The 16,134-nt window shown below is 70.6% G+C and carries 11 protein-coding genes; 9 read left to right on the top strand and 2 right to left on the bottom strand.

All coding sequences use genetic code 11. From position 1 onward, the window contains the following. Position 1: 1 nt before the first annotated feature. On the bottom strand, positions 2-2,035 hold the full coding sequence (locus tag INP52_RS06195) for a class I tRNA ligase family protein (RefSeq protein WP_194370036.1): 2,034 nt from the start codon (positions 2,033-2,035) through the stop codon (positions 2-4). A 116-nt stretch (positions 2,036-2,151) separates the two neighbouring features. On the opposite strand from INP52_RS06195, the gene INP52_RS06190 reads away from it, so the two are divergent. The 4 genes from INP52_RS06190 to queA all read left to right on the top strand — a co-directional run bounded on the left by INP52_RS06190 (position 2,152) and on the right by queA (position 5,536). Then, positions 2,152-2,715: a DUF3267 domain-containing protein gene (locus INP52_RS06190; protein ID WP_194370034.1), complete on the top strand. Its 564-nt coding sequence runs from the start codon at positions 2,152-2,154 to the stop codon at positions 2,713-2,715. Next, a complete protein-coding gene (locus INP52_RS06185; protein ID WP_228478278.1) occupies positions 2,712-3,503 on the top strand; it encodes a nitroreductase family protein in 792 nt (263 codons plus the stop codon). Before INP52_RS06190 ends, INP52_RS06185 begins: the two co-directional genes overlap by 4 nt. Before the next feature lie 2 nt (positions 3,504-3,505). Beyond that, positions 3,506-4,150 carry an epoxyqueuosine reductase QueH gene (locus INP52_RS06180; RefSeq protein ID WP_228478277.1) on the top strand — a complete coding sequence of 215 codons (645 nt, stop codon included), beginning with the start codon at positions 3,506-3,508 and terminating at the stop codon, positions 4,148-4,150. 216 nt (positions 4,151-4,366) lie between these two features. Next, positions 4,367-5,536, top strand: coding sequence for a tRNA preQ1(34) S-adenosylmethionine ribosyltransferase-isomerase QueA (gene queA / locus INP52_RS06175; protein WP_194370032.1), 1,170 nt, complete (start codon positions 4,367-4,369; stop codon positions 5,534-5,536). A gap of 295 nt (positions 5,537-5,831) precedes the next feature. On the opposite strand, the gene INP52_RS06170 is transcribed toward queA, so the two are convergent. Then, positions 5,832-7,058, bottom strand: coding sequence for a coiled-coil domain-containing protein (locus INP52_RS06170; RefSeq protein WP_194370030.1), 1,227 nt, complete (start codon positions 7,056-7,058; stop codon positions 5,832-5,834). A gap of 243 nt (positions 7,059-7,301) precedes the next feature. Between INP52_RS06170 and INP52_RS06165 the strand changes: the two genes are divergently transcribed. From INP52_RS06165 to INP52_RS06145, 5 genes are all read left to right on the top strand, one after another. Beyond that, positions 7,302-7,574 carry an HPr family phosphocarrier protein gene (locus INP52_RS06165; protein WP_194370028.1) on the top strand — a complete coding sequence of 91 codons (273 nt, stop codon included), beginning with the start codon at positions 7,302-7,304 and terminating at the stop codon, positions 7,572-7,574. Between the two features lie 143 nt (positions 7,575-7,717). Then, on the top strand, positions 7,718-8,920 hold the full coding sequence (tgt, locus tag INP52_RS06160; RefSeq protein WP_194370026.1) for a tRNA guanosine(34) transglycosylase Tgt: 1,203 nt from the start codon (positions 7,718-7,720) through the stop codon (positions 8,918-8,920). Positions 8,921-9,030: 110 nt separating this feature from the next. Beyond that, positions 9,031-10,434, top strand: a complete 1,404-nt coding sequence (locus INP52_RS06155; protein ID WP_194370024.1) for a SecDF P1 head subdomain-containing protein — start codon at positions 9,031-9,033, stop codon at positions 10,432-10,434. A gap of 1 nt (position 10,435) precedes the next feature. Beyond that, positions 10,436-13,732 carry a single-stranded-DNA-specific exonuclease RecJ gene (gene recJ, locus INP52_RS06150; RefSeq protein WP_194370022.1) on the top strand — a complete coding sequence of 1,099 codons (3,297 nt, stop codon included), beginning with the start codon at positions 10,436-10,438 and terminating at the stop codon, positions 13,730-13,732. 14 nt (positions 13,733-13,746) lie between these two features. Next, positions 13,747-16,134, top strand: a complete 2,388-nt coding sequence (locus INP52_RS06145) for a RelA/SpoT family protein (protein WP_194370021.1) — start codon at positions 13,747-13,749, stop codon at positions 16,132-16,134.

The following is a 16,134-nucleotide window of genomic DNA, read 5'->3' as shown; positions in this document are numbered from 1 at the left end:
GCTAGCGGCCCCTCTCCTGGGAGGGGTGTCTCTCGAAGAAGTCGAAGCGGGGCGGCAGAGCCACGAGCTCGTGCTCCTCGGGCCTCTCGCCGCACGCGCGGGCGAGCTCGACCGGGCCGTCGAACGCGTGGTCCCACGAGAAGAACTCCTCCGTCGCAAAGCCCAGGTGCGCGCAGATCCTCTCGCAGCCGGCGGGCACGGCGGGATGCAGGAGCAGGGTCGTCGTGCGCAGCGCCACGAAGGCGTCGGCGAGGGCCTGCGCGTAGGCGCCGTCGTCGCCCCTGGCGGCCTTGGAGGCCTCGTCCCAGCGCTTGTTGGCGGCACGGCAGAACTCCTCGGCCACGCCGATCGCGCCGTGGGCGTCGAAGCCGTGGGCCGTGCGCTCGAAGGCGAGCGTGGCCTCGCGCGCGGCATCCGTGGCCTCGGCCGCGGGCGCGCAGGCGGGGAGGTGCCCCGCGCAGACGTGGGCCGCCCCGTAGAGGCACGAGCGCGCCAGGCGGTTGAAGATGTTGGTGAGAAACGCGCCCTCCTTGAGGGCGGGGTCCACCACGCGCGGGTCGTCTCTCACCAGGACGTCGGCGCCGGTGGCCTTGTCCTTGTGCGAGACAGACGTGTCGAAGGCCTTGGGGTTGAACGAGACGGCCCTCTGGTCGAGCCCCAGGGACAGCCAGTGGGCGCGCAGCTGCTCGGCGGTGTAGTGCTCGAGCAGCTCGGAGGCCAGGGGTGGCTTGATGGCGCCCGAGGAGGACGCCTTCTTGTTCATGAACAGGATGTGGTAGTTGGCCACGGGCACGTCCTGGGTGAGGTCCCAGTCGAGCGCCTCCCACAGGGCGGGCTGCGCGACGCAGTAGAAGTAGATGTTGTCCTGCCCAATGAACTGATAGACGCGCGCGTCGTCCGCACACCACCAGTCGCGCCAGTCGGTCGAGGAGAAGCGCCCGGGCTCTGAGGCGGCCAGCGCGGCCTGAGTGAAGGAGATGGGCGCCCACAGGCTCTCCGGCCAGCACCAGACCGTGAGGCCCCCGGTACCCTCCAGGTCGGGGGCAGCCACGCCCCAGTCGATGTTGCCGGTGATGCGAAACGGCAGGAGGCACTTGCCCGTGCGGAAGCGCACGCCGGCCGCGTCCAGGGACTCGCGCGCCTCGTCGCGCGCCCGCCAGTCGGCGAACGTGAGCGAGAAGGACTGCTGGCTGCCCTCGGGCTCCGCGAGCTCGTGGGCGGGCAGCGCCTCCGCGACCTCGTCGTAGGCCGCGCGGAACTTCGTGGGGACGTAGATGACGGGGTCCACGAGCGACTCGCGGACGGTCTTGGTCACGACGCCGCGCACCTGCGGGTCGAGGTCCCACTCGTCCATGAGGAGCTCGAGCTCCTCGCGAAAGGCCGGCAGGTCGAAGTACCAGTTGTCAACCGGCCTGAGCTCGGGGGCGGTGCCGGTGAGCTCGGAGACGGGGGAGATGAGCTCCTCGGGGTCGAACTGGTGGCCGAGGTCGCACTCGTCGGCGTAGGCCTTGTCGGACTTGCAGCCGCGTACGGGGCAGTGACCGCGCACCTGCCGCCCATTGAGGAAGGTCTGGGCCTGGACGTCGTAGAACTGGCGCGTGGTGCGGCGGATGAGACGTCCCCGCTCGTAGAGGCGGCGGACGATGTGCTCGGTGAGCTCGGCGTGCACCTCGCGCGCGGGCTCGAGGCCCGAGCCGCCGAACAGGTCGAGGGAGACCTCGTAGTCCCTGAGTGCCGCTGCCTGCGCCTCGTGGTTCGCGCGGACGTAGTCGGTCAGGCTACCCTCGTAGCCCTCCTGCTCGACTTTCTTGCGGTGGCCCTCGGCGATGGGGGAGCCATAGCAGTCGGTGCCGGAGACGAACAGCACGTTTTTGGCCCCGATGCGGTCGCGCAGGAAGCGCGCAAAGAAGTCGGCGGGCACGAAGACGCCGCCGACGTGGCCGAAGTGCAGGTTCTTGTTGCCGTACGGCATGCCGCCGGTGACGACGGCGCGCGCCGGGAAGCTCGGGCGCGCGGTGGGATTCTCGCAAGCCATGAAGATGTCCCTCTCGCATAGGTCTCGGGTTCTGGTGATCGGGTCTATTCTCGCACGTCTCGCCGACCTGCGCGAGTGCGCACCGGGCGGCTCCGCCCGCGCGCTATGATGTCTGTATGCGCACGATCGTAGACATAGACGTCTTGGGTGACGCCGTCCTGCAGGCGAGAATAACGCGCTGGTCCGTGGCGATCCTGGTCGCGGGACTCGCGCTCGCCGTAGTCGTGGGCATGCTCGCGGGCGTGGGACCGCGCGGCCTTTTGGACCCGTGGTGGTGGCTCGCGCTGGCCGCCGGCTCGCTTGCGGCGCTGCCGGCCCACGAGCTCGTGCACGCGGTGGCGTTCAAGCTCGCGTGCCCGGGATGCCGGGTGAGCTTTGGCCACCAGGACGCCTTCCTCTACACCCGGACCGACGGTGCCTGCGCCACGCGCGCTCGCATGGTCTGCGTCCTGCTCGCGCCGGCGGTCGTGGTCACGGGGGCGCTGGCGGCGATCGCGTTGGTCGCCGGGCGCCCGGTTCTGGCCGTCCTTCTGGCCTTCGTGCACCTCTCGGGCAGCTCGGGCGACCTTCTCATGGCCTGCGAGACCCTGCGCGAGAGCGCCTGCACGCACGTCCGAGACACCGAGTTCGGCATCACTCTCTTGTCCGACATTGATTCCGATCACGAGGAGGCCTCATGAGAGAGCCCATGAACCAGACGATCGCCCAACTGCACGAGAGGAAGTCCGTGCGCGTCTTCACCGAGGAGCCCGTGAGCGCCTCCGACGAGCGCGCGATCCTGGAGGCGGCCTGCCAGGCACCCACGGCGGGAAACCAGCAGCTCTACTCCATCATCGTCGTGCGCGACCAGGCAAAGAGGGAGCGCCTCGCCGAGACCTGCGACCACCAGCCCTTCATTGCCAAAGCGCCGCTCGTGCTCGCGTTTGTCGCCGACGCGCGCCGCTGGTGGCGCGGCTTTGGGCTCGCCGGGGCCAAGCCGCGCGAGCCGGGCGTGGGGGACTTCGTGCTCTCCTGCCAGGACGCGCTCATCGCCGCGCAGAACGCGACCACGGCCGCCTGGAGCCTGGGGATAGGCTCGTGCTACATCGGCGACGTCCTCGAGCGCGGAGAGGAGCAGGCGCAGATCCTAGGCTGCCCGCGCTACGTGGTCCCCGTGACCCTGCTCGTCTTGGGCCATCCCACTGAGGGGCAGAGAGCCCGGCGCAAGCCCGAGCGCGCCTCCCTTGACGAGATGGTCTTCGAGGACGCCTACGTTGATGTCTCAGACGAGCACCTGCGCGCCGACCTGGGGAGAAGGCAGGGGGCCGACCTCGTGGACGCTAAGGCAGCAGACGAGCGACTGCGCGCCTTCTGCGCGCGCAAGTGGAACTCCGACTTCGCACGCGAGATGAACCGCTCGGTCGCGGCGATGCTCGCCGCCTTCGACGGCGGGCGCCGCGACGGCGACGTGCGGGGAGAAGGGGAGTAGCCGTGGGCACCGCTGGCGTCGTAGGCGTCCCTGAGACCCCCGTGGGCGGGCGCGTCCCGCTGCTGCTCCACGCGTGCTGCGGCCCCTGCTCGCTCGAGCCGGTGCGCCTGCTGCGCGAGGAGGGCTTCGAGCCCACGATCCTGTGGACAAACCCCAACATCCAGCCCCTGTCCGAGCACGACCGGCGACTCTCCACGCTCACGACGTGGGCCAGGGAAGCGGCCCAGGTGGACGTGATCATGGCGGGAGACGATCGCGCGGCGTGGGAGCGCGTGGCGGGTCCGGCCGGCTTCGACCGACGCCGGCGCTGCCGGGCGTGCTACGCGCTGCGGCTCGCCGAGCTGTGCCGCGTGGCGGTCGAGCGCGGCTTCACCCACGTTTCCACGACGCTGGTCGTCTCGCCCTACCAGCTCTTCGACGACTGCGGAGAGATCCTGGCGCGCCTGGCCGTTGCGCACGACCTCACGGCCGTGTGGCGCGACTTTAGGTCCTACTACCCCTGTGCCACCCAGAGGGCGCGCGAGCTGGGGATGTATCGGCAATGCTACTGCGGCTGCCGCTTCTCGGCCGCCGAGGCCGCCCTCGAGCGCCACGAGGCCCGCGACGAGCGCAAGCGCTCCAAGGCCGCAGCCCGCGCCGAGGCGTAGGGGTCGCGCGCGGCGGTCGGGCCGCTCACGAATACGGGGCTCGGGGCACCCCGCGAGGGGCCTTGACGTGCCCCAGCCCCGTATTCGTGAGCGGCACCTGCGAGCATCTGCAAGGAGAGCAGACGTCCCCGTTGCGCCCGTGCCTCTCCCCGTCCCGTGCGCCGTCGCTTCCCGAGCGCTATCCTTCTCGGCGGAAACTTTCGACGAGAGGAAACCATGCGCACCGATGACTTCGACTACCCGCTTCCCGACGAGCTCATCGCCCAGGCCCCGGCCGAGCCACGCGACTCGTGCCGCCTGCTCGTGCTCGACCGCGCGGACGGCTCGGTGACGCACCGTCATTTCACGGACGTCATCGACTACCTCGAGCCGGGTGACCTGCTCGTGGCCAACAAGACGCGGGTCATGCCCGCGCGCCTCGTGGGCAAGAAGCGCGAGACGGGCGGGGTGTCCGAGACGCTCCTGCTCAAGCGCCGCGAGGACCTGGACACGCTCGGCGGCACCTGGGAGTGCCTGGTCAACCCCGGCAAGCGCCTCAAGCCCGGTGCCGTGATCGAGTACCGCGCCGGCGGCCTGCACGCCCCGGACTCCTCCCCGGTCGTGCTCACCGGCGAGGTCCTCGACTTTCTGGACGACAACCGCGGCGGCCGCCTCGTGCGCCTCTGCCCGCAGGGGATGGGCGACGCCGGCCGCCCGCGCACGCTCGACGAGGCCATACACGCCGCCGGCCACGTGCCGCTGCCCCCCTACATCACCCAGTACGAGGGCGACCCCGAAAAGTACCAGACCGTCTACGCCATGCGCGAGGAGCACTCAGCCGCGGCGCCCACGGCGGGTCTGCACTTCACGCCCGAGCTCATCGAGCGGATTCGCGAGAAGGGCTGCGGCTGGGCCACGGTGGAGCTCGAGGTGGGCATCGACACCTTCCGCCTGGTGAGCGAGGACGACCCCACCCAGCACGTGATGCACACCGAGCGCTACCACGTGAGCCAGGAGGTCATCGACGCGGTGCACGCCACCAAGGCGGCAGGGCACCGCGTGGTCGCGGTGGGCACGACCTCGGTCCGCTCGCTCGAGAGCGCCTGGGAGGCCGGAGCTGCGCCGTCGGATCCGCCCGTGGTGGCGCGCCGCTTCGAGCGCGCGCCGGGGGCGGGGGAGGGAGACCTCGTCGCGCGCAGGGACGCCACGACCGACCTCTACCTCATGCCCGGCTCCACCTACCACGTGGTCGACGCGCTCATCACCAACTTCCACGTGCCGCGCTCCACGCTCATGATGCTCGTCTCGGCCCTGGCCACGCGCGAGCAGATCATGGCCGCCTACCAGGAGGCCATCGACGAGCGCTATCGCTTCCTCAGCTTCGGCGACGCCATGCTCATCGTGTAGGGCCTCTCGCTGCGCGGGGCGCTTGTGGTGTTTGGACGCCGACAAACGCCGCATCTGCCCCGCTGGGTGCCGGCGCAGGCAACCCCGCGGGGCACTTGCAGCACTAAGGTGCCGACAGACGCCGTAGATGCCCCGCAGCGGTGGGAGCCCGGAGGCCGAGCGGGGCACTTCGCGCGCCTCGGAGCTCAAAGGTGCCGCATGTGCCCTGCCGTGCGAGCGCGTCGGCAACCCCGCGGGGCGCTTGCGGCTCTTTTGTCAAGAAGAACACGGCGAGCGCCCCGTCCGTCCCGCCCGCCTAGAGCCACCAGACGAGAAGCGCCACGAGCGCGACCGCGGACGCCGCGACTGCGATGAGGATGAGCCGCTGCGCGCGGGTCGTCGACCTCAGCGCGCGCTCGTCATCGGCGAGCGCGCCGACGACCTTCTCCTGGGCGGCCACGGCCGCGCGGCCCTCGGCCACGCTCGCACGCAGCCGCGCCGTCTCCTCGGGGGTCGCGTGGACCGAGGTCGCCTCGTCGAGCAGGGCCTGGGCCTGGTCGTGCTTCTCGGCGGCCTCGTCGTGGGCGGCCTTGGCGTCGTTGGCCTGAGCCTGCAGGGACGAGACTCGCCCCTCGAGGTCCTTCTCGGCGGATTGTGCCTGGGCGAGCAGCTCGTCGTAGGCGCTCTTGAGGGTCTCGTAGCCTTCCTTGGCCGCCTCCTGCTCGCTCTTGGCCTCCTCGAGCGAGCGGTTCTGGGTCCAGAGGTGCGCGCCCGCGGCGTCCACCTTCGCCTGCGCGTCGCTCGAGACCGTCCCCACCTCGGCGCGGGCGGACTCGACGCGGGCGAGCTCTCCCACGACCTCGTCGTGAAGCTTGGAGATCGCGCGCGCCTCGGCGTGCTTCTCCTGGGCCCGGTCCAGCTCGTCCTGAGCCTTGCGCAGGCGTGCCTGGGAGGAGTCCAGGGCGCGGTTGGCGGCAGATATGCCCTGTTCGCGATGGTCGGTCGCGATCTTGACCTGGCCCTGGGCGCCGCGTACCGCGCGCCTGGCCTCGGCCACCACGCCATTCGCGTCGTCCATGCGGGAACGCGCGTCGTCGACGTCGCGCTTGTGGGGCCGCAGCTCCTGCTCGTGGTCCGAGCGCAGACGCTCGAGCTCGCCTGTGAGTTGCTCGACCTGCGCCTCCAGGGACTCCACCTGCCTCCTCTGGGAGGAGACCTCCTTTGACGCCTCTTCGACGATGGCGCTCTGCTCGGTGACGATTCCCTCGTAGTCGCGCTCGATGTCGTCGCGCCGCTCGAGGACCCTCTCGTCGTCGGCGAGCGCGTCCTCGAGTTCGCGGAGCTTCGAGCGGGCTCCCGCATGCTCGCGCGAGGCTGCGTGGACGTCACGCACGGCGGAGAGTCCCCCGTGCAGGGTCAAGGCCGCCGCCCCCGCCGCTCCGCGCGCGGCCGAGAGAGCCGTCCTACCGCGCGTCTCGTCCGTTTTCGCCACCGGGCCTTCGTCTGCCACAGGCTCCTCGTGCTTGTCACGATCGTCTGCCATAGGGGCCTCCCCACCTCATCTTTTCTGCGGGGCTCCCGCCATCAGGCGACGTCCCCATGAGTTCTCATTGTGCCGCAAGAGACGCGCGTCCCCGCCTCCGGATTGCGCGTATCCCAAGACTTTGCAGTCTCCTCAAGAACGTGCCTGCCCAAAGGCCCCATGTTTGATAGGATAGGCACAGCGCTTTCGGGGCAACAGACTGTCCCCGCCTGACAGGGAATTCTGGAAAAGGGAGTCCACAGCATGGTTTCTAAGCAGACAAGCATCATCAACGCCACTGGCCTTCACGCGCGCCCCGCGTCCGTCTTCGTGACCGAGGCCAAGAAGTACCAGTGCAACGTCACCATCAAGAACGTCGACAAGGACTCCGCGCCCGTAAATGCCAAGTCGATCATGATGATCCTGGCCGCCGGCCTGGGCACGGGCACCAAGGTCGAGGTCGCCTGCGACGGCACCGACGAGCAGGACGCCCTCGACGCCCTCGTCGCCCTCATCGAGAGCGGCTTCGGCGAGTAAGCAGCGCGCCCCCTTCTTAGGTGTGAGAGATGGCCCGGCACCCCCAGGGGTGCCGGGCCGTCGTCGCTTGCCCGTCCCCGGCGCGATCGCGATAATGGACGCCGGCCGCGCGGCAAGGCTCGGCCGAGACGAAGGGGAAGCACATGCGCGAGGGACACGAGGAGCGAAGGGCCGCGTCGGACGGCTGGGGGCGCGGCGAGGTGGCCGACGAGGGGCGCTGGTTCACCTATGACGTCGTGGCCACAGACCCCGCCACGCACGCGCGCGCCGGCGTCTTCCACACCCCGCACGGGGACATCCCCACGCCCATCTTCATGCCCGTGGGGACCAAGGCCACGGTCAAGGGGCTCCTGCCGTCCACGCTTGAGCAGATGGGCACCAAGATCCTGCTCTCCAATACCTACCACCTCTCCATGCGCCCCGGCGCGGACCTCGTGGCCGCGCGCGGCGGTCTGCACGACTTCATGCGCTGGCAGGGCCCCATCCTCACCGACTCGGGCGGCTTCCAGGCCTTCTCGCATGAGGAGTTCTTCAGGCTCTCGGACGAGGGCGTGCGCTTTCGCGCCGTGGACTACGACGGCTCCTGGGTCAGCTGGACCCCCGAGGAGAACATGCGCATCGCCCAGCAGCTCGGGGCCGACATCGTGATGCAGCTCGACCAGTGCGTGGGCTGGCCCGCCCCACGCGATAAGGTCGAGCGCTCCGTGGAGCTCTCGAGCATGTGGGCCGACCGCTGCTTTGCCGCGCACACCAGGCCCGACCAGGCCCTCTTTGGTATCGTCCAGGGTGGCATGGACCTCGACCTGCGCGTGCGCAGCCTGCGTCACCTCCAGGACTCCGGAGACTTCCCCGGCTACGGGATCGGGGGCTACTCGGTCGGCGAGGACCAGACGACCATGTTCGAGAGCCTGGCCCCCCTCGTCTCTGAGCACATGCCCATGGGCAAGCCCCGCTACCTCATGGGCGTGGGCACGCCCTCGACCCTGGTCCACGCCGTCGGCTGCGGGGTGGACATGTTCGACTGCGTGCTGCCCACGCGCACCGCCCGCATGGGGACGGCCTTCTCGAGCGAGGGCCGGCTGAACCTCAAGAACGCGCGCTTCGCCACGGACGACGCGCCCATCGACCCGGCGTGCCACTGCCCGGCCTGCGCGGGCGGCTTCACGCGCGCCTACGTCCACCATCTCGTGCGCCAGAGGGAGATGCTCGGGTCCATCCTGCTGTCGCAGCACAACGTCTGCTACGTGCTCGACCTCATGCGGCGCGCGCGGCAGGTCATCATCGATGGCACCTATGCCGACTTCGTGGCCGCCTGGGACCAGAGCCCCGCCTCGCGCGACTGGTAGCGCGCAGGCGCGCCCATCGGCCTTTTTGCCCTCGGTTCGCATTGGCGTACAATTAGTCGAATTGACCATCGGGCGCCCGACGCCCCACTGTGAGCGAAGAGGCCTGAGTCATGGCAGACAAGAGATTTGACCGCGGCGCCGCGAACGCGCGTGAGGCCGCCAAGAAGGCCCCCGCGTCTCGTCAGCCGTGGCGGAGGTCCTCCAAGCAGAGGAGGCGGTGCCTGGCCGCCCTCGCGTCCGCGCTCGTGCTCGTCGTGGTCGGGCTCGCCCTCGCCTGGCCCCCCGCCGAGCGTCTGGGCTGGGGCATCGACTTCGCCGGGGGAACCGCGAGCACCTTCATCGCGGACGACCCCTCCTCGGCAGGCGCCGCGGCCACCCTCGTGGCGAGGCGCCTCGAGAAGCTCGGGGTCACGGGCGCGCGCGTGAGCGCGGACGAGGACGGCACGCTCGAGGTCGTGGTCCCGGCGGGCCAGGACGCGACGTCGGCCGTCTCGTCCGCTACGCGCACGGGCCACGTGGAGCTCGTGCGTCTCGACGCCATCTCCGACCCCGAGGTCGTCGCCAAGATCCAGGCGGGCTCCACGGGCCTCTCGCTCGACGCGGGCTCCTACTCGGCGCTCGTCGACGGATCCGAGGTCAGCTCGGCCCAGATGGCGAGCCTCTCCTCGACGACGGACTCCTACGCGCTCACCCTGTCCTTCTCCTCCGACGCCGCCGCGCGCTTCGAGGAGGCGACCGGGCAGCTCGCCTCCGTGGGAGGCAAGATCGTGCTGCTCGTCGACGGCACCGTGGTCTCCGCCCCCTCCGTCAACGCGCAGATCACCGGAGGCCAGGTCACGGTGCCGGTCGGCACCGACGCCGCGGACGCCCAGGCTCTCGCGATCGCGCTCGGCACCGGCTCTTTGCCCGTGACCCTCTCCGTGCAGGGCACGTCCGCGGTCGCGGCGAGCGTCGGCGCCGGCGCGCTTCGCACGGGGGCCCTCGCCTGCGGCGTGGCGCTTCTCGTCGCGGTTGTCGCCCTCTTCGCGACCCTCGGTCCCCTGGGGCTTCTCTCCCTCCTCGCCCTGGTCGCGAGCGCCCTGCTGGAGCTCGGTGGCCTCGCCGCGCTCTCTCGCTCGGGTGCCTTCGTCCCCAGCGTCTACGGCTACGGCACCGCCGCGCTGTCCCTGGTCGTCCTTCTCGCCGTCTACGTGGGCGTGGTCGTGCGCTTCCGCGGCCGCGTGCGCGGCGGGTCCACGGCCGTTGACGCCGCAGGCGCGCCCCTGCGGCCCCTCTACCGCGAGCTTCTGGTCGCCGCCGGCCTTCTCGTGCTGGCCTTCGTGGTCGCACGCCTCGTGGGAGCCGCGAGCACGGAGGCCATCTGTGCCTCCTATGTGTGGCTCGTCGCCCTCGCGGCGGGGGCATTGAGCCTGCCGCTGGTCCTCGTCTCGCTTCTGCGCCTGGCGGCCAGGGGCTCCATGAGGGACAACCCCGGAGCCTGGCGGCTGGAACCTGTCGAGCGGGAGGTGCGCTAGCATGGCGGGGCTCGCCGACAGCCGTCGGTGGTCGGTGCTCGCCGCGGACGAGGCCGCCGAGCGCCGCCTGGCAGCGGAGCTCGGCGTGTCGCGCCTCGCGGCTCGCGTGCTGGTCGCGCGCGGCCTCGCGGACGCAGACGAGGCGCGCGCGTTTCTCACGCCCTCGCTCGCGCGCGACTGGGCCGACCCCCTGTGCATCCCCGGCATGGGCGAGGCGGTCGAGCGCCTCGAGCTCGCCCTCGCGCGCCACGAGACGATCGCCGTCTTTGGTGACTTCGACGTCGACGGCATGAGCGCCACCTGCCTGCTCACGCTCGCCCTGCGCCGGATGGGCGCGCAGGTGCACCCCTTCATCCCTGACCGCTTTACGGAGGGCTACGGCCTGTCCCAGAAGGCGCTCGAGCGCGTGCTTGCGGCCTCGGGCCCCGACCTGGTCGTGACCGTGGACAACGGCATCGCGGCCGCCCACGAGGTTGCGTGGCTCCGGGGCCAGGGCGTCGACGTGGTGGTGACCGACCACCACGAGCCGGCCGACCTCGTGCCCGTCGGCGTCGCCGTGGCTGACCCCAAGCTCGACGAGGACTGCCCCTCGCGCGAGCTCGCGGGCGCCGGCGTGGCCCTGAAGCTCGTCTGCGAGCTGGGCCGCCGCCGCGACCAGGGCGACCTCTGGCACGACTACGTGGACGTGGCCACGCTCGGGACCCTCTCCGACATGATGCTGCTCCAGGGCGAGAACCGCGCGCTCGTGGCCGAGGGGGTCGCCCGCATGCGCACCTCCACCCGTCCCGGCCTCGTCGCGCTCGCCGCCGCGAGCAGCCTCGACCTCTCCCAGGTGACGGCCGACGAGCTGCCGTTCTCGCTCATCCCGCGCCTCAACGCCGCGGGGCGTATGGGCACGACCGAGGTGGCCTTCGACCTCCTGCTCACCGACGACGCAGCCGAGGCCACGAGGTTGGCCGGGGCTCTCGACGCCACCAACGCCGCGCGCCGCCAGACCGAGGCCGCGCTCACCGAGGCCGCGCTCGGCGAGACCGAGCGGACCTATCGCGGTGGCCGGGTGGTCGTCGTGGGCGGCGAGGGCTGGCACGAGGGCGTCAAGGGGATCGTGGCCTCGCGCCTCGTGAACCGTTACCACGTCCCCGTGATCGTCTTCACCATCACGGACGGCATCGCCCGCGGCTCGGGGCGCTCGGTGGGCGCGGTCGACCTCTTCCACGCCGTCGAGCAGTGCTCCGACGTGCTCGTGCGCTTTGGCGGGCACGCGGGAGCGGTGGGAGTGACCTGCGAGGCCGCGCGCCTCGACGAGTTCCGCGCGCGGCTCGGGGAGGCCCTCGACGAGCTGCCCGCAGAGCAGTTCGTCGACGTCGGCGAGGTCACGGCCCTCGTGCGGCTCTCGGAGCTCACGGTCGAGGCCCTGGACGGACTTGAGGTCCTGCAGCCCTTCGGCCAGGGCAACAAGAAGCCCCTGCTCGCGGCCCGCGGCGTGACGATGAAGAACCGGGCGCGCGTGGGGACGGATGGCGCGCACCTGCGCTTCGTGGCGTCCGACGGCGTGGGCTCGGTGTCGGCGATCATGTTTCGCGCCCCCGACCCCGCTCGGGCCCTGTCCTGGGAGGGCGTCGTCGACCTCGTCTTCGAGGCCGTCAACGAGACCTGGCAGGGGCGCACCAAGCCCAAGCTCATGGTCAAGGACATCATCTACCGCACCCACGAGGGCCCGGACGTTCGCACGATCGCCGACGAGCTCGACGCCCTCGCAGACGCCGCGCCCGCTGTCGAGCAGGCTCCCGCGCCCGCCGCATCTGAGCGCGCGCGCCTCGCGTCTCTGGGCGCCGACGGCGTGGGCGACGCGCTGCGCCGCCGGATGATCGGGGAGAGCCCCCTTCTGCCGACCCAGGCCGCGGCCCTCGAGCGGCTCGCGGTCGGTCGGTCGTGTCTGGCCGTCATGGCCACGGGGCGCGGCAAGTCGCTCGTGTTCCACCTCCACGCCGCCCGCGAGGCCATCTGCCGCGCCCGCGCGAGCGTCTTCGTCTACCCCCTGCGCGCCCTCGTTGCCGACCAGGCCTTCCACCTGACCTCCGAGCTCGCCTCGCTGGGCGTCTCGGTCGAGGTTCTGACCGGCGAGAGCTCGCCCTCCGAGCGCGCCCGCGTCTTCTCTGCGCTCGGCGCAGGCGCGGCTGACGTCGTCCTTACCACGCCCGAGTTTCTCTCCCTGCATCGGGAGAGCTTCGCGGCCTGCCGGCGGGTGGGGTTTCTCGTCGTGGACGAGGCCCATCACGCCGGGCGCGCGTCGGCGGGGGAGCGTTCCGCCTACCTCGACCTGCCGGACGTGCGCGCCCAGCTCGGCGAGCCCGTCTGCCTCGCGGCCACGGCCACGGCCAGCCCTGAGGCGTCCCGCGAGATCTGCCGGCTGCTCGCCATCGAGCCCGACGACGTCCTGTGCGACCCCGCCGTCCGTGCCAACCTTGTCCTCGACGACTGCCGCGACCTGCGCGACCGCGAGACCGCCCTGGCGAGCATCGTGGCGCGCGGCGAGAAGAGCGTCGTGTACGTGAGCTCGCGCGACCAGGCGGTCTCGCTTGCGCGGATGCTGCGCCATCGCCTGCCGGAGCTCGCCGGGCGCACGGCCTTCTACCACGCCGGTCTTTCTCGCTCGGCGCGCGACCGCGTGGAGCGGGCCTTTCGCGCAGACGAGCTCACCTGCATCGTCTCCACGAGCGCCTTCGGCGAGGGGGTCAACCTCCCCGACATCCGCCACGTCGCCCTCTACAGCCTGCCCTTCGGCCAGGTGGAGTTCAACCAGATGAGCGGACGGGCCGGCCGCGACGGCGAGCCGGCCACGGTGCACGCGCTCTTTGGCTCCCGTGACGTGCGCATGAACGAGCGCATCCTCTCCTCGTCGTCGCCCGACCGCGCGGCCCTCGTGTCCCTGTGGCGCGCCCTGTCCTTTCTCGGGGCCGGCGGCTTCGAGATCGCTCTCGACGACGAGGGCATCGCCCAGGCCGCGCGCGACCTCGACCTGTCCTCGCCGCTCGCCGCGCGCGAGGTGGCCAGCGGCGTGTCGATCTTCTCCGAGCTCGGGCTCTGCTCGATCGCGGGCTGGGGGGACTCCCGCCGCGTCCTCGTGGCGTCGCCTCCGGCCCACGTGGAGCTCGCGCGCTCGGCGCGCTACGTCGAGGGGGAGCACGCGCTCGACGCCTTCGCGCGCTTCAGCGAGTGGGCGCTCACAGCCCCGGCCGACGAGCTCATCGCCCGCGTCAACCGGCCCATCATGCCCGACTTCGGTACCATCGTCTAGAAGAGGAGGAGCCCATGGACACCGACGCCAGAAACGAGAAGGTCCCCGAGCGTGGGGCTTCCCCGTTGCAGCAGGGCCCCGTCACCTCCAAGAAGGCGCCCCCCGATGCCGCCAACTTCCGCCTGCTCGAGGCCGCCTGTGCCGCCTACCTCGACGAGGAGGGCTGCGAGAAGGTCGAGCGCGCCTATCGCTTCGCGGCGGACTATCACCGCGACCAGCGTCGCCGCTCCGGCGAACCCTACATCAACCACCCCGTCGAGGTGGCACTCATCCTGGCACATGACCTGCGCATGGATGAGGACACGATCTGCGCCGCGCTCCTGCACGACACCGTCGAGGACACTCCCGCCACCCTCGACCAGATCGCGGGGCTGTTCGGCCAGACGGTCTGCGAGCTGGTGGACGGCGTGACCAAGCTCACCTCGATCGAGGTCACCTCGATGGACGAGAAGCAGGCCTGGAACCTGCGCAAGATGTTTCTCGCCATGAGCCAGGACATCCGGGTCGTCATCATCAAGCTTGCTGACCGTCTTCACAACATGCGCACCCTGGCGGCGCTCCCGCCCGACCGGCGCCTGTTCAAGGCGCGCGAGACCATGGACGTCTACGCGCCCCTGGCCGACCGCCTGGGCATCTCCTCGGTCAAGTGGGAGCTCGAGGACCTGGCCTTCTTCTGGCTCGAGCCCAAGGAGTACCAGCGCGTTGCCCGCATGGTCCAGGACTCGCGCGCCCAACGCGAGGACGACATCGACCGCGCGATAAAGACCCTGGACGACGAGCTCAAGAGCGTGGGACTCACGGACTACCAGATCACGGGCCGCCCCAAGCACCTGTGGAGCATCTACCAGAAGATGACCCGCAAGGGACGCGAGTTCTCCGACATCTACGACCTCATCGCCCTGCGCGTCATCACGCAGTCGGTGGGGGACTGCTACTCGGTCCTGGGGGCCGTCCACTCGCTGTGGCACCCCATGCCGGGCCGCTTCAAGGACTATATCGCCACGCCCAAGGCCAACCTCTATCAGTCCCTGCACACCACGGTCGTGGGACCCGACGGCCGGCCCATAGAGATCCAGATCCGCACCTCCGAGATGCACGAGGCGTCCGAGTACGGCATCGCCGCGCACTGGCTCTACAAGAAGGCCGGCAACTCGCGGGGCAAGATGAGCGCCGACGACCGCGCGATCGACTCCACCATCACCTGGATCAGGAGGAGCCTCGACTGGGCGACCGAGGACGACATCGACGACCCTCACGAGTTTCTCGACAGCCTGCGCGTGGACCTCTTCGAGCACGAGATCTTCGTCTTCACCCCCAGGGGAGAGGTGATGAGCCTGAGGCGCGACTCCACGCCGCTCGACTTCGCCTACGCCGTGCACACCGAGGTGGGCAACCACTGCGTGGGTGCCAAGGTCAACGGCTCGGTGGTGCCGCTGTCGTACCGGCTCAACATGGGAGACCGCGTCGAGATCCTCACCAACAAGAACGCTAAGCCCTCGCGCGACTGGATGAGCCTGGTGGTCATGCCCTCGACGCGAGCCAAGATTCGCAAGTACTTCTCGACGCAGACCAAGACCGACGACGCCGAGCAGGGTCGCACCGAGCTCGCCCACGAGCTGCGCCGGCGCGGCTACGGCATCTCCACCAAGCGCACGATCAAGGCGCTCGCGCGCGTCGTGGGGGCACTCGACTACCACGCGACCGACGACCTGTTCGCCGCCCTGCACACGGGCAAGGTCTCGGTCAAGCACGTGGCCAACAAGGTCGAGGAAATCCTCGAGGAGGGCTCCTCCGAGCAGCTCGCCGCCGCCGCCGCCGAGGCCGAGCGCCAGGCCGCCCACGACGAGGCGATGAGCTCCGGCAAGCCGATCATGCAGTCCTACGCGATCACGCGCACGGCGCGCGGCAAGAAGCGCAGGAGCAACTGCGGCGTGGTGGTCAAGGGTGACCCCGACCTTCTCGTCCACCTGGCGCACTGCTGCAACCCCGTGGCCGGCGACGAGATCGTGGGCTTCATCACCCGTGGCCGTGGCGTCTCGGTGCACCGCGCGAACTGCCCCAACGTGCGCTCGCTCATGGAGCACCCCGAGCGGATGATCGAGGTGGCGTGGGACACCTCGGGCGCCACGGAGTTTCGCGTGGAGATCGTCGTCGAGGCCACGGACCGCATGGGCCTGCTCAAGGACATCACGATCGCCATCGGCGACGCGGGCGGCAACATCTTGTCGGCCGCGACCCAGACGAGCGTCCAGGGCGTCGCGCGCCTGCGCTTCTTGGTAGCGATCTCCGACGCGAGCCTTCTGGACGCCCTGCTCGCCACCGTGAGCCGGGTGCCCTCGGTCTTCGACGCGCGCCGCATCATGCCCGGTGAGGGCGCAAACCAGATGAAAAGGAGGATCTAG

The organism is Thermophilibacter immobilis (assembly GCF_015277515.1).
GTDB classification, from domain to species: Bacteria; Actinomycetota; Coriobacteriia; order Coriobacteriales; family Atopobiaceae; genus Thermophilibacter; species Thermophilibacter immobilis.
This window is presented reverse-complemented; position numbering and strand designations above follow the sequence as displayed.